The organism is Cryobacterium sp. SO2 (assembly GCF_026151165.2).
In the GTDB taxonomy this organism is placed as follows: domain Bacteria; phylum Actinomycetota; class Actinomycetes; order Actinomycetales; family Microbacteriaceae; genus Cryobacterium.
Window position 1 is genome coordinate 3,326,936 of the sequence record NZ_CP117849.1, and the last position, 19,855, is coordinate 3,346,790.

Here is a 19,855-nt window from a genome sequence, read left to right on the forward strand (position 1 = left end):
GGCAGCCCCCGTTCCCGGGCCGACGCCCTCCCCAACGGGGACATCCCCCGGCGGGCAATAGTCTTGTGCCTATGGACTACAGCGCATGAAGCTATCGGTAATCGGATGCGGCTATCTCGGGGCGGTGCACGCGTCGGCCATGGTGGAGCTCGGCCATGACGTCGTGGGCATCGACGTGGACGCCGACAAGATCGCCCAACTGGCTCAGGGCAAGCCGCCGTTCTTCGAACCAGGCCTCTCCGAGATCCTCACCAAGGCCACGGCCACCGGGCGTCTGCGCTTCAGCACAGACATCGCCGACGCCGCGGGCGCCCAGGTGCACTTCGTCGGCGTCGGCACGCCGCAGAAGGCCGGCAGCCACGCTGCCGACCTCACCTACGTGGATGCCGCGATCACCGGCCTCATCCCCCACCTGGCCGAGGGCGACCTGGTCGTGGGAAAGAGCACGGTGCCCGTGGGCACAGCGGCCAGGCTCGCCAGCCTGATCACGGACTCCGGCAGCGGCGCCTCGTTGGTCTGGAACCCTGAGTTCCTGCGCGAGGGTTTCGCCGTGCAGGACACCATCAGCCCCGACCGGCTGGTTTACGGAGTCGCTCCCGGTGCCGTCGGCGAACGTTCCGTCGCTCTGCTCAACGAGGTGTATGCGGCCGCGATCGATGCGGGCACCCCGCTCGTGGTGACGGACTATGCCACCGCGGAACTCGTCAAGGTCGCCGCCAACGCGTTCCTCGCCACCAAGATCAGCTTCATCAACGCCATGGCCGAGATCGCCGAAGTCACCGGAGCCGACGTGACTCAGCTGGCCGACGCCATCGGATTCGACGCCCGCATCGGCCGCCGCTTCCTCAACGCCGGTGTCGGCTTCGGCGGCGGCTGCCTGCCCAAGGACATCCGCGCGTTCACCGCCCGCGCCGAGGAGCTCGGCCGGGGCGACTCGGTTGCCTTCCTCAAAGAGGTCGATGCCATCAACCTCCGCCGACGAAGCCATGTTGTCGACCTGGCCACCGCTGCCCTGGGCGAGAGCCTGCACGACGGCAAGGTCGCGGTTCTGGGCCTGAGCTTCAAGCCGCACTCCGACGATGTGCGTGACTCCCCCGCCCTCGACGTGGCCGTTCAGCTGCACGGGCTGGGTGCCGACGTGGTGGCGAACGACCCCAAATCGATCAAGAACGCACAGGCGAAGCATCCCCAGCTGCGCTACGAGTCGGACATCGAGCAGACCCTGCAGGGCGCGGACCTCGTGGTGCTCGTCACCGAGTGGCCCGAGTTCGTAAACATCGACCCGGTCTGGGCCGCCACCCTGGTGAAGACCCGCACGATCATCGACGGCCGCAATGCCCTCGACGCCGCCGCCTGGCGCGCCGCGGGCTGGACCTACACCGGCATGGGTCGCCCTTAGGCACATCAACAAAGACACCGGCTCGGATGCGCAGATCACGCATCCCGGCCGGTGTCATTCGTTAAGTCGACTCACTTCGGGTCGTTGCCAGGGGTCTGCCCGGTGTCGCCACCGTCGCGGCCGAGGTGCTTGTCTGCGGTCTCCCGCGCGGTCTGGATCTTGTCAGCGTGCTTGTTGCCGGTGACCTTGTTGGCGACGGCCGCGCCGCCGTCGAGCACCTTGTCGCTGATCTCCTCGCCCTTCTCGGTCTTGAGGAACTCCTGCGCCTTGCGGGTGATGTCGTTGAGGTTCATGAACTTCTCCGTTCTGAAGCGTGCGGGGTTGTATCGAGGGTAGATCGGGTTGCGGGGTCTCGACAAGCTCGACCAGCGCACGGGGCTCGGCCAGCGCACGGGCTCAACCATCGCACGAGGCTCGACCGGCGGTCAGGGCTCGCAGGCGATCCCGTCGCTGTCGACGTCCCTGGCCGTATTCAGCGCATACAGCGCATTCGAAACTCGCGGCGAGCCGGCCTGCGCCAGAGTCTCGCCGCTCAGGCCCGCCCGAGCAACGCCGCTGGGGTACGCGGCCCGCAGTGCCGTGCAGCTGGGATATGCGACACCGGCGACCCTGATGGTGGCGGCCGACTGCTTGGTGACCGCCGCATAGGAGGCCCGGCTGCCGGTCACCGACACGCTCAGCACGGCATCCACGTCGTCCGGACGGATGACGTAGGTTCGGCCGGTCTCCCCCGCCATCACCGTGCCGGCCTTTTTCCACTGGTAGATCAGTGTTATCGGCGCCGGCGCCCAGGTTCCCGCGGCCGCCCCAACCGTCTGACCTACTCGCACGACACCGCCGACAGTGGGGACGGGCGCGTTTGTGATGGTGCCGGTGACTGCGGACGTCGGCGTCGAGGTTTTCGTGACGCTCGAGTAGCCCGTCTTCTTACCGGTCACCGAGACCGTCAGTGTCCGCGCTGCGTCGGCGTTTCTCACCACATAGGTGCGCGCGTTCGCCCCAGAGATGGCCACTCCCGCCCGCAACCACTGATAGCTCAGCGCCACAGGCGCAGGCGACCAGGTGCCGGGTGCGGCCGTCAGAACCTGACCAGCCCTGGGCACACCGGACACTGTCGGTGCGTCGCCGGTGAGTGCCGGGTACCGGGCGAAGTTCTGCACTGAGAAGATCTCGCCGTTCCGCGCGACGTAGTATCCGACGCCGATGTCGGTGTGCGCGGTCATGATGTTCGCGTAGTGTCCCGGCGAGTTGAGCCAGGCCCGCACCACGGTGGCCGAGCTGTAGTTCCAGGCGATGTTCTCCGCCGCCATCGACCAGCCGGCCGGGATCTGGCTGGAGTAGTCCGGGTTGTGCTGGTATCCGTCCGCGGCCATCTTCACGGCCCAGGCCTGCGCCACCGTATCCATGGCGGCGTTGCGTTTCAGCGCGGGGAGACCTTTGGCGGCGCGAGCGGCGTTGGTCTGGGAAACGATCGTCGCGGTGTCACCGGCTGCCGCGTGGGCGGGGGCAGCCGGGCCGGTCAGCCCGACGCCCAGGGCGAGAACCAGGGCCGTGATCATGGCCGCACCGCGCCGCAGGAGCAGCGAAGGCGGACGGATGTGATGACGCATGGGTCCCCCTGTATCGGGGGCATCCGTGTGCACCCTGGCTGAAGACTAGCGCGTCATCGAGCGGCGGGAACGGGAGCCGATCATCGCTCGCAGGCGATGCCGTCCTTGTCGCGGTCGCTCTTCTTGTTCGCCGCGTACAGCGGGGTCGAGAAGACCGGCTTCTTCGTGAACGGTCGCTTCTTGCCGTTCACGAGGTTGCCGGTGACCCCGGTCTTGGCCACACCGCCGGGATACTTGGCATTCAGAGCGGTGCAGTTCTTGAACACCGTCACGGCGACCTTGGTTACCGTCGACGTCCCGGTCTGGGTGGCAGCGATTGCGGGGGCTGCTCCGGCGCTCAGACCCAGGCACAGAACCACGCCAACCGAGAAGACCATGAGGCGGCCGGAAGTGGGCAGGTTGGTGTGGGTGTTGCGCATGGGTCCCCCAAGGCTCTCGGGCGCCCGTTGTGTGCGCCCTCCTGAACAGTACTGGGTTGCGGGGTCTCGACAAGCTCGACCAGAGGTGCAGGCTCGATCAGCGGGCACGGGTTAACGACAACAGGGCCGGTCCCGAAGGACCGACCCTGTTGTGTTCGACTAGCTCAGCGAGTGAGCAGGTCTAGTGAATTACTTGAGAACCTTGATGACGGTTCCGGCGCCGACGGTGCGGCCACCTTCACGGATAGCAAAGCCGAGGCCCTCTTCCATGGCGATCGGCTGGATCAGCGCGACGGTCATCTCAACCGTGTCGCCGGGCATGACCATCTCGGTGCCCTCGGGCAGCGTGATGACGCCGGTGACGTCGGTGGTGCGGAAGTAGAACTGCGGGCGGTAGTTCGCGTAGAACGGGTTGTGACGCCCACCCTCATCCTTTGACAGGATGTACGCGGTGCCCTCGAAGTCGGTGTGCGGCGTGACCGAACCCGGCTTGACGACAACCTGGCCGCGCTCAACGTCTTCGCGCTTGGTGCCACGAAGAAGAAGACCACAGTTCTCGCCGGCCCATGCCTCGTCGAGCTGCTTGTGGAACATCTCGATACCAGTGACCGTGGTCTTGATGGTCGGGCGGATGCCGACAACCTCGACCTCGGAGTTGATCTTGAGGGTTCCACGCTCGGCGCGGCCGGTGACGACGGTTCCACGACCGGTGATCGTGAAGACGTCCTCGATCGGCATCAGGAAGGGCTTGTCCTTGTCGCGGACGGGCTCCGGGAAGTAGTCATCCACTGCCTGCATGAGCTCGAGGATCTTGGCAACCCACTTGGGGTCTCCCTCGAGCGCCTTGAGGGCGGAAACCTGAACGACGGGGGCGTTGTCGCCATCGAAGCCCTGGCTGGAGAGCAGTTCGCGAACCTCGAGCTCAACGAGCTCAAGGATCTCTTCGTCGTCGACCGCGTCGGACTTGTTCAGCGCGACGAGCAGGGACGGCACGCCGACCTGCTTGGCGAGAAGAACGTGCTCACGGGTCTGAGCCATCGGGCCGTCAGTAGCGGCAACCACGAGGATCGCGCCGTCCATCTGAGCAGCACCGGTGATCATGTTCTTGATGTAGTCAGCGTGGCCCGGGGCGTCAACGTGTGCGTAGTGACGCTTCTCGGTCTCGTACTCAACATGCGAGATGTTGATCGTGATGCCGCGCTGGCGCTCTTCGGGAGCGGAGTCGATCGACGCGAAGTCGCGCTGAACGTTGGTCTTGGAAGGGAACGTGTCGGCAAGGACCTTCGAGATCGCTGCCGTCAGCGTGGTCTTTCCGTGGTCAACGTGACCGATCGTTCCGATGTTTACGTGCGGCTTGGTCCGCTCGAACTTGGCCTTGGCCACTGTGGGTCCTCCTCAGGACTCTCGGCTCCACCGGACGTTGGTTTACGCCCGGTGGAACTGCTGGATTTGTGTACTTATGTTACTCGGGCCAGGAGGCCTAAGCGATTCGGCCCGAAGGCCGGTGGGTTATTCGCCCTTGTTCTTCTGGATGATCTCGTCGGCAACAGCCTTCGGGACCTCCTGGTAGCTCTCGAAGGTCATCGAGTACACCGCGCGGCCAGAGGTCTTGGACCTCAGGTCGCCGATGTAACCGAACATCTCCGACAGCGGAACGTTCGCGCGAATAACCTTCACGCCCTGTGCGTCCTCCATGGTCTGGATCTGGCCACGACGAGAGTTGAGGTCACCGATGACGTCACCCATGTATTCCTCAGGGGTGCGCACCTCGACAGCCATCAACGGCTCGAGAAGAACGGGGTTTGCCTTACGAACGGCTTCCTTGAAGCCCATCGAACCGGCAATCTTGAACGCCATCTCCGAGGAGTCGACGTCGTGAGCGGCACCGTCAAGCAGGCTCGCCTTGACGCCGACCATCGGGTAGCCGGCGAGCACGCCCACGTTGAGGGCATCCTGGATTCCGGCGTCAACCGAAGGGATGTACTCACGCGGGATACGTCCACCGGTGACCTTGTTCACGAACTCGTACGACTTGTCGGCAGTGATTTCAAGCGGCTCGATCGCGATCTGAATCTTCGCGAACTGGCCGGATCCACCGGTCTGCTTCTTGTGCGTGTAGTCGTGACGCTCGACGGCCTTCTTGATCGTCTCGCGGTATGCAACCTGGGGCTTGCCGACGTTCGCCTCAACGTTGAATTCACGCTTCATGCGGTCGACGAGGATGTCCAGGTGAAGCTCGCCCATTCCCTTGATGACCGTCTGGCCAGTTTCCTGGTTCTGCTCGGTACGGAAAGTGGGGTCTTCTTCGGCCAGTTTCTGGATCGCGAGACCCAGCTTTTCCTGGTCCTGCTTGGTCTTCGGCTCGATGGCAACCTCGATAACCGGGTCAGGGAACGTCATCGACTCGAGTACGACCTGGTGCTGCGGGTCGCACAGGGTGTCGCCGGTGGTCGTGTCCTTGAGGCCGATGACCGCGTAGATGTGACCGGCGGTGACGAAGCTGACCGGGTTTTCCTTGTTGGCGTGCATCTGGAAGATCTTCCCGATGCGCTCCTTCTTGCCCTTGCTCGAGTTGATGACCTGCGCGCCGGTGTCCAGGTGACCGGAGTAGACGCGCACGTAGGTCAGTCGACCGAAGAACGGGTGAACGGCAACCTTGAACGCGAGGGCCGTGAACGGCTCCTCCGACGTGGGGTGGCGCAGAACGACAACCTCTTCGTCGCGCGCGTCGTGGGCCTCGATGGCCGGCACGTCGAGCGGGGTCGGCAGGTAGTCGACAACGGCATCCAGCATCGGCTGCACGCCACGGTTCTTGAACGCGGAACCGCAGAGGACCGGGTAGATCTCGCTGGCGACCGTGAGCTTGCGGATCGCGTGCTTGATCTCGGAAACGGTGAGCTCTTCGCCGGAGAAGTACTTCTCCATGAGGTCATCGTCGGTCTCGGCGACGGTCTCGAGGAGCAGCTTGCGGTACTCAGCAGCCTGCTCGACGAGGTCTTCGGGGATCGGTTCGATGGCGTACTTGGAGCCCATCTCGACGTCACCCTTGGAGTCGCCACGCCAGGTCAGCGCACGCATCTCGACCAGGTCGACAACACCTTCGAAGGTGTTCTCGGCGCCGATCGGGAGCTGGATGACCAGCGGCTTCGCGCCGAGGCGCTTGACGATGGTGTCGACGGTGTAGAAGAAGTCGGCGCCGAGCTTGTCCATCTTGTTGACGAAGCAAATGCGGGGCACGTCGTACTTGTCGGCCTGGCGCCAGACGGTTTCGGACTGGGGCTCAACGCCCTCCTTGCCGTCGAACACGGCGACAGCGCCGTCGAGGACGCGGAGCGAACGCTCCACCTCGACGGTGAAGTCCACGTGGCCGGGGGTGTCGATGATGTTGATCTGGTTACCGGCCCAGAAACACGTGGTGGCAGCGGACGTGATGGTGATGCCACGTTCCTGCTCCTGTGCCATCCAGTCCATCGTGGAGGCGCCATCGTGCGTCTCACCGATCTTGTGGTTGACACCCGTGTAAAACAGGATGCGCTCGGTAACGGTGGTCTTGCCGGCATCAATGTGGGCCATGATGCCGATGTTGCGGACCTTGCTCAGGTCGGTGAGCACGTCAAGTGCCACGGGTGTCCTCCGGAAGTGTTGAAAGAAAGATGAGGTTGAACAGGCCTAACTGCAGGACGAGCCTGCCCCGCTGGTCGAGCTTGTCGAGACCAGGTCTCGACGAGGTCGACCAGCGGGTAGCGACTACCAGCGGTAGTGAGCGAAAGCCTTGTTCGCTTCAGCCATCTTGTGAGTGTCCTCACGACGCTTCACAGCGGCACCGAGGCCGTTGGACGCGTCGAGGATCTCGTTGGTGAGACGCTCGGTCATGGTCTTCTCGCGACGCGCCTTGGCGTAGCTGGTCAACCAACGCAGCGCGAGGGTGTTCGCACGGTGCGGCTTGACTTCGACGGGCACCTGGTAGGTGGAACCACCGACGCGGCGCGAACGCACCTCGAGGGTCGGGCGCACGTTGTCGAGTGCCTTCTTCAGCGTGACAACAGCATCCGCACCGTTCTTGGCAACAACGCCTTCGAGTGCATCGTAAACGATGCGCTCGGCGAGGCCCTTCTTGCCGTCGAGGAGGATCTTGTTGACCAGCTGGCTAACAATGGGGGCGCCGTATACCGGGTCAGCGATAACGGGACGCTTGGGCGCTGGGCCTTTACGAGGCATTACTTCTTCTCCATCTTGGCGCCGTAGCGGCTACGAGCCTGCTTGCGGTTCTTGACTGCCTGGGTGTCCAGGGCGCCACGAACGATCTTGTAACGAACACCGGGGAGGTCCTTAACACGACCGCCGCGAACGAGCACCATCGAGTGCTCCTGCAGGTTGTGGCCTTCACCGGGGATGTAGGCGGTGACCTCGGTACCGTTGGACAGCTTGACGCGAGCAACCTTGCGGAGAGCCGAGTTCGGCTTCTTCGGGGTGGTCGTGTACACGCGCGTGCAAACGCCGCGCTGCTGGGGGTTGGACTTCAGGGCGGGAGCCTTGGTCTTGGTGACCTTGGGGCTGCGTCCCTTTCGCACCAACTGCTGAATGGTGGGCACTAATAACTCCTTGTTTTTGCTGCACGGTGACAGCTGACTGATGTCAAAGCATTCGAATCGCACTTCTCAGTGCTCATCGAGTTCATCTGGACCCGCCGGACATCACGAAATTACTTCCGGTCGATCTGGTGGGTATGCCGTGGGGGCCGCTCGGAGAGCAAACCCTGTCTGCGTGGAGTGTCGGGGCGTCTGAAGTGCAACCCGATGTTGGAACAACGAAGTGGCATAACTGAAGCGCACGACAAAGCGCACACCGGTCAATGCTAACCCGGGCGGAGGTGCGGGTCAAGCGGCTCCAAGTTCCGCGGTGGTCGAGACCCAACCGCTGGTCGAGCCTGTCGACGCCGTGCTGAGCCTGTCGAAGTAGACCCCGCGAGCCGATCTACGTGCCGTGCGGGTCGAGGGTGCTGCCCAGATCGGCCAGCAACGCCTGCACCTGCGGTTCAACGAAGGTATCCACCGCGCGCCGCAGCTCCGCCCGATGCCCGGCCAGGGCAGCACAGACCCGCTTGCCCACGAGGGTGGCGAAGTCGTCGGCCAGGCGCATCTCCACGCGCAAGGCCGCCTTCTCCTCGATGGTCAGCGGCGGGGGCACCAGCTCGGGGTCGTCGGCGCTGAGCGGTTGGGCGAGTTCTTCGAAGGTGAACAGGTACGGAGAGTCTGGTTCCGGCGGCGGCGCATCGAGGTCGATCCCGTCGAACTCCGGGCCGAGGCCCTCCAGCGGGCGGTAGGCCTGCGCGGCCCGGCGCTCCTCGATCAGCCCGAGTTCCCGGTCGAGCATCGGCAGGTTCTGCGCGGTGTAGTTCTCGACCTCGTCTTCGACGATCGTCTTGATCCGCATCGAGAGCGGGTGCTGCACGGCATGCGGCACATCCGTGACGAGTCCAGCGGCCTTGAGCACCGGTGAGCCCAGGCACTGCTGGCAGAGTCTGGAGCGTGCCCGGTGCGTGCCGGGCCGCCACCGCGGAACCCAACGCAACCAGGCCTCGACCTCGCGGTCGACCCGCGACTCGATGGATGCATCCATGGCTGTCAAGTTTAGTCGGTGCGGGGCCTGCGGTCACCGACTAATTCGAGTGAATCCCGGCCACCCGTTGCATGATCTGCGCAATCGGGCTGGGCGACGTGCGGGTCGGCGTCGACTTGCCGCAAAGTGCCCTCTCCGGTCCACTGAAGGGGGCATTTGCGGCAAGTCGGCGAGTGGCACTGTCTCGAGATTCCGCAAAGTGCCCCTTCACGCGGATTCTGGGGGGCGTTTGCCGCAAGTCGGTGATGCCGACGCCGGCGGGGTCAGCCGAAGTAACGGTCGGGGCGGTGGTTCATGGCGATGATCATGTTGAGGATGACCGCGCCCACCACCGAGAGCAGCACCATCGGCAGGGGCAGGGTGGCGAACGCCGCGAGCACGATGAGCACGTCGACCACCAGTTGCACGTAGCCGGCCCGCCAGCCGCGGCTCTGCTGCAGGTAGAGCGCGAGGATGTTGACGCCGCCGAGGCTGGCCTGGTGTCGGAACAGTACGATCAGGCCGATGCCGGCCAGGAGGCTGCCCAGCAGGGTGGCGTAGATCGGGTCCATGTGGCGGATCTCGAGCATCAGCGGATGCACTTCGGAGAAGAGCGAGACCATGACCACGGCCACCAGGGTCTTCACCGTGAAACGCCAGCCCATCCGGCGGATCGCCAGGGCGAAGAAGGGCACGTTCACGATCACGAACCACACGCTGAACGACCAGTCGGTGGCGTAGCTGGCCAACAGTGCGATACCGGCGGTGCCACCCGTGGCGACACCGACCTCCTTGAGCAGGTAAAGCCCGAACGACACCGCGAACGTGCCGATGAACAGGGCCACCACGTTCTCGAAGCGGGAGTGCGGCACCCGCTGCGGACGCTCCGAAGGGTCGACGATCGGGGCGGGCACGGTGCGCGTCATGCGCGTAATCCCGGACGGACAGTGGCGCAGGTCATTACGCCATCGTACTTCGTGCTCAGGCGTAGGACTCGCCCGCGCCGAGCGGCTCGCCAGCCCGCCAGTAGTTGACGGCAAGGAGCACGCCCGAAGCCACGAGAACCAGCCCGATCGCGAGTGTGCTGAGGAAGAAGGGGGTGTCGCCAAAGCCCAGGGCGATCCAGCAGAGTCCCACGAAAACGCCGCCGATGCCCGCAAGCCATAGGTCGAATCGCCAGCGGAACGTCACCCAGCGCCAGATGCCTTGAGCGGCACTGCCGTCGACATCCGAGGGCTGGGCGGTGATGTGCCGTACGTAGACGACCTTCTTGAGCAGTGACACCAGGATCGTGACGAACAGTGCGCTCGACAGGCCGCCGTACGCGGCCAACATCAGCCACACCGCATCGGCGTTCTCATACCTGAGACCGGCCGGCCAGGCCGTGCCGCCGAGCAGGTTGAGCAGTGGCCGGAGCACCAGTAATACCCACCCGGTCAGCGGGGCCAACGCCCAGGCGGCGTGCACGCCCAGCGGCAGCGGCAAGGAGGTCGCTGTGGTGCTGGTGCCGCGCCCGATGGTGGTGGCACGACGGCGCAGGTAGCCCGGGATGAGGAAGCAGGTTGCGGTGACCAACAGGATGGCCGGCAGCGCGACCAATGCTGACACCGCCGAGAGTTGCCGCTCCACGAAGCCGAACTCGGCGCGATAGGAGAGGTTCTCCTCGTTGATGCGGGCCAGCGCATCCGATTGCAACGACGACAGCAACAGCAACAGCACGGCGAGCACGGTCATGGCCGTGACGGTGAGCACCACGCCGATCGTGAGCAGGATCACACCTCGGGAATTGCGGCCGGTGTTGACCTGTGTGTCGGCGACGCTATGGCTCATGGGTGTCGTGGCTTTCAGATGATGGGTCTTTGCCACCGTGGGGAGGACGGGACTCTACTCGCCGCGGCGCTCCCAGGGCCAGAGCGGCCGGCCGTGTTCACCGTAGTGGGAGGCGAGCAGGACCGAATAGGTGAGGGTGACGACGAAGGCGAGTACACCCACCGCGATCGCGAACGGGCTGGCGATCATTGCCCCGGCGAACACCAGGCCGGCGACGAGGTCGCCCGAGCCGAAGGCCACCAGGGCCGCGCCGGTGAGGAGAAACAGCACAAACGCGCCGGCTCCCGCCGCGAGGGAGAAACCGACCGCGACGCGCTGCTGGTCCGGCGGGGTGTTGACCCCGAGGGCCAGCAGCATCACGAGCACGAAGACCACGACGACAGCCGCCATCGTTGGCCCGACGAGCGGGCCGGCGGACCGGTCGGCGATGACGTCTTGGTTGGTGGCGAGGCTGATCATCCCGAACGCGGCCACAAGCAGGGCAGCGAAGAGCACCGTGGCGAAGACCGCGAGCACTGTCGCGTACTTCTGGTAGTCGCGCACGGTGTGCTCCTCACACCCTCTGGTTACCGCCCCGGACTAGACCGGACGGGCGAGCTGGGGTCCTTCAGCGAGCTGACGCTCGTACTCCTGGCGGGCCGCCACGTTCTTGGCGGTGACGGCACGGCCACGGCGGGCGATCCAGGCGCCGAACCAGATGGGCACCTCGCGGGCCACGATGGCCGCCGCGATGGCACCCGGGTTCAGCCACTGCGTGCTGATGAAGCGTGCGGCCTCCGTCGCGGTCAGCGTCCAGGCCTGCACGGCGAGCAGTGCGCCGCCGATGTAGGAGAAGTAGACGACAACGGCAACGAGGAATCCGCCGAGCACGTACGCCCACCATCCGGCTCGGTTGATGACGGAGACCATCAGGGCGAACGCGAGGAAGAAGAAGATCACCGGCAGGTAGAAGACCGGCAGCACCAGGAAGTCGGTGAACCGGGCTGTCGCGTCGGCCATGTTGGCTGCGCCGCCCGCGGAGATGAAGAACGCGATGAGCGCGTACACGCCGGCGAAGACCGCCGTGGCGATCACACCGATGAGGATGCCGGCGGCCCGGTTGCCCAGCTTCTTGGGCGGGGTGGGTGCGGTGACGTACACGGGGCTGGGCGCGAACTGCTGCGTCGCCGGCGTGGTCACGGGCTGTGCGACCGGCTGGCCGGCCGCGGCCGGGGTGGGAACGACGGTGGTGGCGGGTACGAACGCGGGCGTGTAGTCCTTGTGCTGGGCGACCGCTTCGTCCCGGGCGACCTCGGCCTGGGTGGGCTCGGCCGTGGTAGGCTCCGGCAGCGCCGTGATCCGCTCCACCTTTTCGGTCGGGGCGTCATGTGCGACGGCCGGCTCGTAGTCGATGGGCTCGCCGGGAACGTACGCGGCAGTCTCGGTGGTCGGCTCCGGGGTCTCGGCCGGTTCGATCGTGCTGTCGTCGGCCGGCACAGTCGGGTCGGCAACCGTGGTGGGCTCCGGCGCTGTGGTCTCGGCCTCGATACGCTCGGTGGGCGCATCCGGGTTGTGGTTCTGGTGTCCCTCAGGGGGCGTCGTGTCGGTCATGCTGCACTCCTTGTGAGCCTCGTGGCCGTAGCTCTCTGCTGACACTGTATCAACGCGGGGCGGGAAGTCGACGGAACCTCCGGCGCGCGGCGGATCAGCCGGAACCGGGCGCGGCGGCGAAGCTGACGGAGCCCAGGTAGGCCTCCCAGAGGAGTTCTCCGGCCAGGATGCCCGTCCAGGCGCCGGCCAGCATCCACGGACCGAACGGGATGCCGCCGGTGCGGCCCACCCGCCTGGTCGCCAGGAGGACGACGGCGAAAACACCGCCGAGCAGGAACGCACCCAGCCCGCCCACCACGAGCGGACCCCAGCCGAGCCAGCCCAGGTACAGGCCGAGCAGCCCGGCCAGTTTCACATCGCCGAAGCCCATGCCGCCAGGGGACAGCACGGCGAGCAAGAAGTAGAGCGACCAGAGGAAGACGAGGCCGAGCACCCCGGCGAGCAGCCGGCTGGGCTCGCCCCGGGCGATCGCCGTGGCCGCGAGCAACGCCCCGCCGATGAGGTACGCCGGCAGGACCACCCGATCGGGCAGGGTGTGCGTGTCCAGGTCGATGAGGCAGAGCACGATGCTCACCGCGGCCAGGTACAGGTAGGGCGCCAGCATCAGGCCGACACCGACGGATGCGTGGCCGCCGGCGCTGAGACCGCGCCCGGGCCCGACCAATGCCCACCAGGCCACGACCGTGAAGAACACGGCAGTTCCCGCCTCCACGAGCGGGTAACGGACCGAGATCGGCGCCCCGCAGCTGCGGCAGCGGCCGCGCAGCAGCAGCCAGGACAGTAGCGGCACCGCGTCCGTCACGGCGATCGGCCGCCCGCACCGGGGGCACGAGCCGGGCATCGTCGAGGCGGAGTCCCCGCGCGGCACGCGATGAACGGCGACCGTGAGGTACGAGCCAACCGGGAGCCCGAGCAGGCCGACGAGCACGAGTGCCGTCAGAATCGGTGCGGTCACGGAGCATTCCTCGGGGTCCGCCGGCACGGCCGGAGGCGAATCGGTGCTGCTGCCAGCCACGCTAACCCGCCGGGAACACGGCACGGCAGCCCCGCAACAGGGGTCAGGCCCCGGCCCAGATGGTGTTGATCATGTCGTGGGTGTAGCCGTCAGGGCCGGCGTTGACGTACTGGGTCGCCAGCCAGATGCCGCCGCGCAGGAAGTGCGACTGACCGGCGGTGTCGGTGTCTGAGCTGGTTTCGGTGATGCAGCGCAGGCCCTCCAGCTCCTCGTAGCACTCGAAACCCAGCGCGCGGAGTCGAGTCTCGACCGCCGCCGCCTGTTCCTCGGTGACCCACACCAGGCTCGTGAAGACGCCGCTGCCCGACGCGCCGTCGGGGCTGACCCACCGGCAGCTGAGATGCTCGCTGCTGGCGATGATCTTCAGCAGGTCCGGGTCGTCGGCGCCGTCGCGCACGTCGGCGCCGGGTTCGGTGGTCCACTCCGGATTGAGTACCAGATCACCGAACGCGTCTTCCATCTCGGGGCTGTAGATGTCGGTGCAGGAGGCCGGTTTGGGCGTGCCGGGGGCCACGGCGGCCGTCGGCGCGGTCACCGCCGTGGGTTCCGGCGTCGCGGTGGGAACCGGGCGGGCAGCCGGCTCGGCCTCAGGCGTGTTCGCGGCCCGGGGCGTGAACAGCACCCAGGCTGCCGCGACGAGCACGAGCACGGTGACGATGCCGCCGAGGATCAGCAGCGCCCACTCCCGCCCCGGTGTGATGGTCGGTGTTCCATGGTCGGGCATTCGGCCTCCCTGAGCGCGGTCCTCCCGGAGGATTTTGCGCACAGCATAGCCCGGGCGGGGCGAGGGAGGTGGAGGCTACGCGCCGGCCCAGATGGTGGCCACGATGTCGTGAGTGTAGCCATCCGGGCCCGCATTCACGAAGTGGGTCGCGAGCCAGATGCCGTCCCGCAGAAAGTGCGACTCCCCCGAGCTGCCGTCGCTGTCCTTGGCGGTTTCGATGACACAGCGGATGCCGCCGAGCTCTTCGTAGCAGCTCTGGCCGATGGCGTTCAGGCGCGCGTGCACGGCCTCGGACTGGGCAGCGGTGACGAAGACCACGTTGGTCGTGAGGCCGCTGTCCGAGCCGCCGCCTTCTGCCGCCCAGATGCAGGTGAGGTGCTCGTCGCCCTCGATCAGGCCGGCGAGCTCCTCGTCGGTGGTGCCGACCTGCAGCACATCATCGGAGCCCACGGTCCAGGCGGGGTTGAGGGTGCGGGTCTCGCTGAACGTCGTCATCATGGCGGGGCTGTAGATCTCGTCACAGGAGGTCGGCTTCGGTCCAGCCGGCGTGCTGGTCGTGGGAGCGGCGCTGGCGACCGAGAGGGGAGCAGCTGAGGTGGACGGGGTGGGGCGGACGCCGGGCAGGCTGTCGTCGGAGGACGGCGTGCCCGCTCCCCCGCGCCAGACGACGAGGACCACGAGCAGGGCCACGACCAGCACCACGCCGATGGCGCCCAAGGCCACCCAGAGCGGGCGTCTGGACGGCGAACCGGTCGGCGACGTTGCAGCACCCATGGCGGTGACCCCCCTTGACGAATTTCCCCCAGCCTAGCGGCGGCATCCGCCCGGAAGCCGTCGCCGGGCGGGCGAGTGGCGGCATCAGGTCGCGCAACACAGCGTTGCGCGCCACTGCGGCGCTAGCCCTCCGGCCAGAGGGAGTCCACCATGTCGAGGGTGTAGCCCTCCGGGCCTGCGCTGGAGTACTCCGTGGCCAGCCAGATTCCGTCGCGGAGGAAATGCGACTCGCCGAAGTAGCCCTCCTCGGTGAAGGTTTCTGTCGTGCAGCGCAGCCCACCCTGCTGGTCAAAGCAGTCGTCGCCGCGGTCGGCCAGATGCGCCTGCACCGTGGCGCTGTCCGCGGCGTCCACCCACACCACAGTGGTGGAGACCCCGGCGCCGGATGGCCCCTCCGGCTTGGCCCACTGGCAGAGCAGCGAGTCGTTGGCGTCGATGACTCCCTGCAGCACCGGATCGTCCTCGCCGATCTTCATGTCCAGTTCCGGATCGTCCAGCCAGGCCGGATTGAGCACCATGTCGCCGAAGGCAGCCACCATCTCCGGGCTGTACAGCTCGTCACAGGATGCGGGCCGGGGCGTGCCGGGTGCGGCAGAGCTGCCGGGGGCGGGCGAGGCGGTACCGGTGGAGGGTGCGGACGGCTCGGCAATGCTGGGCGCGGCGGTGGCCGACGGTGTGGGACGGGCCCCGCCGGTGGCGGCCGGGGTGGGCGCGCCGCGCGCCCAGAGCACACCGATGATGATGACCGCCAGCGCCAACAGAGCGGCGAGCACCCCGATGATCACCCACAGCCGGCGATTCGCCGGAGGGGGTGCCGGTGAATGTGCAGCGCCCATGAGTATCTTCCTCGCGGTTACCTTCGAGGATAGTCCGCTGGGTACGGAGCGCTATGGGAGGGGTCACGGGTCTGACGCGCTCGACCAGCGGGACGGGTTAACGGGGAATGGCCCCCTGCCGAAGCAGGGGGCCATCCGGGAATCACTCTCGGTTAGTTGTACGTACCGGGGGTGAAGTCGTCCGACGAGAAGCTGTCGAAGTCGACGAAGCTCAGGTCACCCTCGGTGAACGCTGCATCATCGGTGAAGATGCGGTTCGGGTAACGCTCAGCCTTGGCTTCATCCGTTGCCTCGACGTTGACGTCGCGGTAGCGGGGAAGACCGGTGCCGGCCGGGATCAACTTACCGATGATCACGTTCTCCTTGAGGCCCATCAGCGGGTCGCTCTTGCCTTCCATGGCCGCCTGGGTCAGAACCCGGGTGGTCTCCTGGAAGGAAGCGGCCGACAGCCAGGACTCGGTTGCCAGTGAAGCCTTGGTGATACCCATGACTTCCTGACGAGCCGAAGCCGTCTTCTTGCCCTCGGTGAGCGCGGTGCGGTTGAGTTCGTTGTACTTCAACCGGTCAACGAGCTCGCCCGGCAGCAGGCCGGTGTCGCCGTGCTCGACGACAGTCACCTTGCGAAGCATCTGACGAACGATGACCTCGATGTGCTTGTCGTGAATCGGCACGCCCTGCGAACGGTAGACATCCTGCACGCCACCGACGAGGTGCTTCTGCACCGCGCGGACACCCTTGACTCGAAGTACTTCCTTCGGGTCGACGGCGCCGATGATGATCTGCGTGCCGAGCTCCACGTGCTGGCCATCCTCAACGAGGAGGGTCGCGCGCTTGAGCACCGGGTAGGCGATGGCTTCGTCACCGTTGTCGGGGGTCAGGATCACCTTGCGGCTACGATCCGTGTCCTCGATGGTGATGCGGCCGGCAACGTCGACGATCGGCGATGCACCCTTGGGGGTACGCGCCTCGAAGAGCTCCTGCACCCGGGGCAGACCCTGGGTGATGTCGTCTGCGGATGCGGAACCACCGGTGTGGAAGGTACGCATGGTCAGCTGCGTGCCGGGCTCACCGATCGACTGTGCGGCGATGATGCCGACGGCCTCTCCGATGTCCACGAGCAGGCCGGTAGCGAGCGAACGGCCGTAGCAGACCGCACACACACCGACAGCAGACTCGCAGGTCAGCACCGAGCGCACCTTGATGTTCTCGACACCGGCCGCGACCAGCTTCTCGATCATCACGTCACCGACGTCGTCTCCGGCGTCAGCAACGACCTCGCCCTTGGCGTTGACCGCGGGGGCGGCCAGGCTGCGAGCGTAAACCGCGTTCTCCACGTTGGGGTGACGCGAGAGAACTCCCGCGGCATCCTTCGTGGCGATCGGCAGGTCGAGACCCTTGGTCGTGCCGCAGTCGTCTTCGCGGATGATGACATCCTGCGAGACGTCGACGAGACGACGCGTGAGGTACCCGGAGTCTGCGGTCCGCAGAGCGGTGTCGGCCAGACCCTTACGAGCACCGTGAGTAGCAATGAAGTACTCGGCGACGGACAGGCCTTCGCGGTAGCTCGAGATAATCGGGCGAGGGATGATCTCACCCTTCGGGTTGTTAACCAGACCACGCATACCGGCGATGTTTCGCACCTGCAGCCAGTTACCACGAGCACCAGAGGTGACCATCCGGTTGATCGTGTTGTCGGCCGGGAAGTTCGCCTGCATGGCCGCGGCGACGTCTTCGGTCGCCTTCGTCCAGATCTGGATGAGTTCCTGACGACGCTCGAGGTCGGTCGTCAGACCCTTCTCGAACTGCGTCTGGACCTTCGCGGCCATCTTCTCGTAGCCGGCAACGATCTGCGGCTTGTTCGGCGGCGTGAGGATGTCGCTGAGCGCGACGGTCACACCGGAGCGAGTGGCCCAGTAGAAGCCGGCATCCTTGATGCGGTCGAGCGTTGCCGCTACTTCCACCTTCGGGTACCGCTCTGCCAGGTCGTTCACGATCGCCGAGAGGGTGCCCTTGTCGGCGACCTTCTCGAAGAACGGGTAGTCGGCCGGCAGCGCCTCGTTGAAGATGGCGCGGCCCAGCGTGGTGTTCACCAGCACGGTACCGACGGCCTGACCGTCGACCAGCTCGACACCATCGGGCTGGGTGCCCTCGGTGAAGTACAGGTCGGCGATGCGGATGCGCACCTTGGCGTTGAGGTCGAGCGACTTCTGGTCGAACGCCAGGATGGCCTCAGAGACAGAGGTGAACGCGCGGCCTTCGCCGGTGACGCCTTCCTTGAGCGTGGTCAGGTGGTGCAGACCGATGATCATGTCCTGTGTGGGCAGGGTCACCGGACGACCGTCGGACGGCTTCAGGATGTTGTTCGAGGCGAGCATCAGGATGCGCGCTTCGGCCTGGGCCTCCATCGACAGCGGCAGGTGCACAGCCATCTGGTCACCGTCGAAGTCGGCGTTGAACGCCGCACAGACGAGGGGGTGCAGCTGGATGGCCTTACCCTCCACGAGCTGAGGTTCGAAGGCCTGGATACCGAGGCGGTGCAGCGTGGGTGCACGGTTCAGCAGAACCGGGCGCTCACGGATGATCTCCTCGAGCACGTCCCAGACCTGCGGGCGTGAACGCTCCACCATGCGCTTGGCGGCCTTGATGTTCTGAGCGTGGCTCAGGTCGATCAGGCGCTTGATCACGAACGGCTTGAAGAGCTCCAGCGCCATCTGCTTGGGCAGACCACACTGGTGCAGCTTCAGCTGCGGGCCGACGATGATGACCGAACGGCCGGAGTAGTCGACGCGCTTACCGAGCAGGTTCTGACGGAACCGACCCTGCTTACCCTTGAGCATGTCGCTCAGGGACTTGAGGGCGCGGTTACCGGTACCCGTGACGGGACGGCCACGACGACCGTTGTCGAAGAGCGCGTCAACGGCCTCCTGCAGCATCCGCTTCTCGTTGTTCACGATGATCTCGGGGGCACCGAGGTCAAGCAGACGACGCAGACGGTTGTTGCGGTTGATCACACGACGGTAGAGGTCGTTGAGGTCGCTGGTTGCGAAACGGCCACCGTCGAGCTGCACCATCGGGCGCAGTTCGGGCGGGATGACCGGCACGACGTCGAGCACCATCGCGGCCGGCGAGTTGCCGGTCATGATGAAGGCATTGACGACGCGCAAACGCTTGATGGCGCGGATCTTCTTCTGACCCTTGCCCTCGGCGATCTGCAGGTGCAGGTTTTCGCTCTCGGTGACCAGGTCGAAGGCCTCGAGGCGCTTCTTGATGGCCTCGGCGCCCATGTAGGCCTCGAAGTACATGCCGAAGCGGTCCTGGAGCTCGTGGAAGACGGAGTCTTCCGGCTTCAGGTCGCCGACCTTGAGGGTGCGGAAGTCTTCCCACACACGCTCGAGGTGAGCGATCTGCTCGTCGATGGCCTTGCGGACCTGAGACATCTCCTTTTCGGCGGCGTCCTTGGTGCGCTTCTTCTGGTCGCTCTTGGCGCCTTCGGCCTCCAGTGCTGCGAGGTCAGTTTCGAGGCGCTGCAGGCGGTCAGCAATGCGGGAGTCGCGTGAACCTTCGAGGGTCTTGATCTCGAGGCGCAGTTCGTTCTCCAGCCCAGGCATGTCCTGGTGGCGACCGTCTTCGTCGACCTCGATGACCATGTAGGCGGCGAAGTAGATGACCTTTTCGAGGTCCTTCGGAGCCATGTCCAGCAGGTAACCGAGACGCGAGGGCACACCCTTGAAGTACCAGATGTGAGTGACGGGGGCGGCGAGCTCGATGTGGCCCATGCGCTCACGGCGCACAGACGACTTCGTGACCTCTACGCCACAGCGCTCACAGACGATGCCTTTGAAGCGCACTCGCTTGTACTTGCCGCACGAGCACTCCCAGTCGCGGGACGGTCCGAAGATCTGCTCTCCGAAGAGACCGTCCTTTTCCGGCTTGAGCGTGCGGTAGTTGATGGTTTCGGGCTTCTTGACCTCACCGTGCGACCAACGACGGATGTCGTCGGCGGTGGCCAGGCCAATGCGAAGCTCGTCAAATGTTGTTACGTCGAGCAATTTCTCTCCTT

18 protein-coding genes are annotated in these 19,855 nt (G+C 65.8%); 1 reads left to right on the top strand and 17 read right to left on the bottom strand.

The features are described from left to right. Window positions 1-85: 85 nt before the first annotated feature. A complete protein-coding gene (locus tag BJQ94_RS15685) occupies window positions 86-1,399 on the top strand; it encodes a UDP-glucose/GDP-mannose dehydrogenase family protein (RefSeq protein ID WP_265400113.1) in 1,314 nt (437 codons plus the stop codon). Between the two features lie 71 nt (window positions 1,400-1,470). Here the strand turns inward: BJQ94_RS15685 and BJQ94_RS15690 are convergent, their stop codons facing one another. From BJQ94_RS15690 to BJQ94_RS15770, 17 genes are all read right to left on the bottom strand, one after another. Next, the gene (locus tag BJQ94_RS15690; protein ID WP_265400112.1) at window positions 1,471-1,692 is read right to left on the bottom strand and encodes an antitoxin; all 222 of its coding nucleotides are present in this window, start codon (window positions 1,690-1,692) and stop codon (window positions 1,471-1,473) included. Window positions 1,693-1,824: 132 nt separating this feature from the next. Further along, window positions 1,825-3,009, bottom strand: a complete 1,185-nt coding sequence (locus BJQ94_RS15695; protein WP_265400111.1) for a CAP domain-containing protein — start codon at window positions 3,007-3,009, stop codon at window positions 1,825-1,827. Window positions 3,010-3,089: 80 nt separating this feature from the next. Beyond that, window positions 3,090-3,428 (bottom strand): excalibur calcium-binding domain-containing protein, encoded by a 339-nt coding sequence (locus BJQ94_RS15700; RefSeq protein WP_265400110.1) that lies wholly within the window; start codon window positions 3,426-3,428, stop codon window positions 3,090-3,092. A 189-nt stretch (window positions 3,429-3,617) separates the two neighbouring features. After that, entirely contained in the window at window positions 3,618-4,811 is a 1,194-nt protein-coding gene (tuf, locus tag BJQ94_RS15705; RefSeq protein WP_088457194.1) for an elongation factor Tu, read from the bottom strand. 126 nt (window positions 4,812-4,937) lie between these two features. Continuing rightward, on the bottom strand, window positions 4,938-7,052 hold the full coding sequence (gene fusA / locus BJQ94_RS15710) for an elongation factor G (RefSeq protein WP_275875511.1): 2,115 nt from the start codon (window positions 7,050-7,052) through the stop codon (window positions 4,938-4,940). A 123-nt stretch (window positions 7,053-7,175) separates the two neighbouring features. Further along, window positions 7,176-7,646 carry a 30S ribosomal protein S7 gene (rpsG, locus tag BJQ94_RS15715; RefSeq protein WP_066597688.1) on the bottom strand — a complete coding sequence of 157 codons (471 nt, stop codon included), beginning with the start codon at window positions 7,644-7,646 and terminating at the stop codon, window positions 7,176-7,178. Further along, complete coding sequence (gene rpsL / locus BJQ94_RS15720) at window positions 7,646-8,020, bottom strand: 30S ribosomal protein S12 (protein ID WP_055811472.1); 375 nt, start codon at window positions 8,018-8,020, stop codon at window positions 7,646-7,648. Before rpsL ends, rpsG begins: the two co-directional genes overlap by 1 nt. Before the next feature lie 382 nt (window positions 8,021-8,402). Then, a complete protein-coding gene (locus tag BJQ94_RS15725) occupies window positions 8,403-9,047 on the bottom strand; it encodes a spermidine/putrescine ABC transporter substrate-binding protein (protein WP_265400109.1) in 645 nt (214 codons plus the stop codon). Window positions 9,048-9,310: 263 nt separating this feature from the next. Next, window positions 9,311-9,952: a YitT family protein gene (locus BJQ94_RS15730; protein ID WP_265400108.1), complete on the bottom strand. Its 642-nt coding sequence runs from the start codon at window positions 9,950-9,952 to the stop codon at window positions 9,311-9,313. 55 nt (window positions 9,953-10,007) lie between these two features. Then, on the bottom strand, window positions 10,008-10,856 hold the full coding sequence (locus BJQ94_RS15735; RefSeq protein ID WP_265400107.1) for a hypothetical protein: 849 nt from the start codon (window positions 10,854-10,856) through the stop codon (window positions 10,008-10,010). Window positions 10,857-10,910: 54 nt separating this feature from the next. Next, window positions 10,911-11,399 carry a DUF6121 family protein gene (locus tag BJQ94_RS15740; protein WP_265400106.1) on the bottom strand — a complete coding sequence of 163 codons (489 nt, stop codon included), beginning with the start codon at window positions 11,397-11,399 and terminating at the stop codon, window positions 10,911-10,913. 36 nt (window positions 11,400-11,435) lie between these two features. Beyond that, entirely contained in the window at window positions 11,436-12,446 is a 1,011-nt protein-coding gene (locus BJQ94_RS15745) for a hypothetical protein (protein WP_265400105.1), read from the bottom strand. 94 nt (window positions 12,447-12,540) lie between these two features. After that, window positions 12,541-13,401, bottom strand: a complete 861-nt coding sequence (locus BJQ94_RS15750; RefSeq protein ID WP_265400104.1) for an A24 family peptidase — start codon at window positions 13,399-13,401, stop codon at window positions 12,541-12,543. A 103-nt stretch (window positions 13,402-13,504) separates the two neighbouring features. Next, window positions 13,505-14,185, bottom strand: coding sequence for a hypothetical protein (locus BJQ94_RS15755; RefSeq protein WP_265400103.1), 681 nt, complete (start codon window positions 14,183-14,185; stop codon window positions 13,505-13,507). Between the two features lie 75 nt (window positions 14,186-14,260). Further along, the gene (locus BJQ94_RS15760; protein ID WP_265400102.1) at window positions 14,261-14,959 is read right to left on the bottom strand and encodes a hypothetical protein; all 699 of its coding nucleotides are present in this window, start codon (window positions 14,957-14,959) and stop codon (window positions 14,261-14,263) included. Between the two features lie 122 nt (window positions 14,960-15,081). Next, window positions 15,082-15,795, bottom strand: coding sequence for a hypothetical protein (locus BJQ94_RS15765; RefSeq protein WP_265400101.1), 714 nt, complete (start codon window positions 15,793-15,795; stop codon window positions 15,082-15,084). A 152-nt stretch (window positions 15,796-15,947) separates the two neighbouring features. Beyond that, window positions 15,948-19,844: a DNA-directed RNA polymerase subunit beta' gene (locus tag BJQ94_RS15770; protein WP_265400100.1), complete on the bottom strand. Its 3,897-nt coding sequence runs from the start codon at window positions 19,842-19,844 to the stop codon at window positions 15,948-15,950. Window positions 19,845-19,855: the final 11 nt, after the last annotated feature.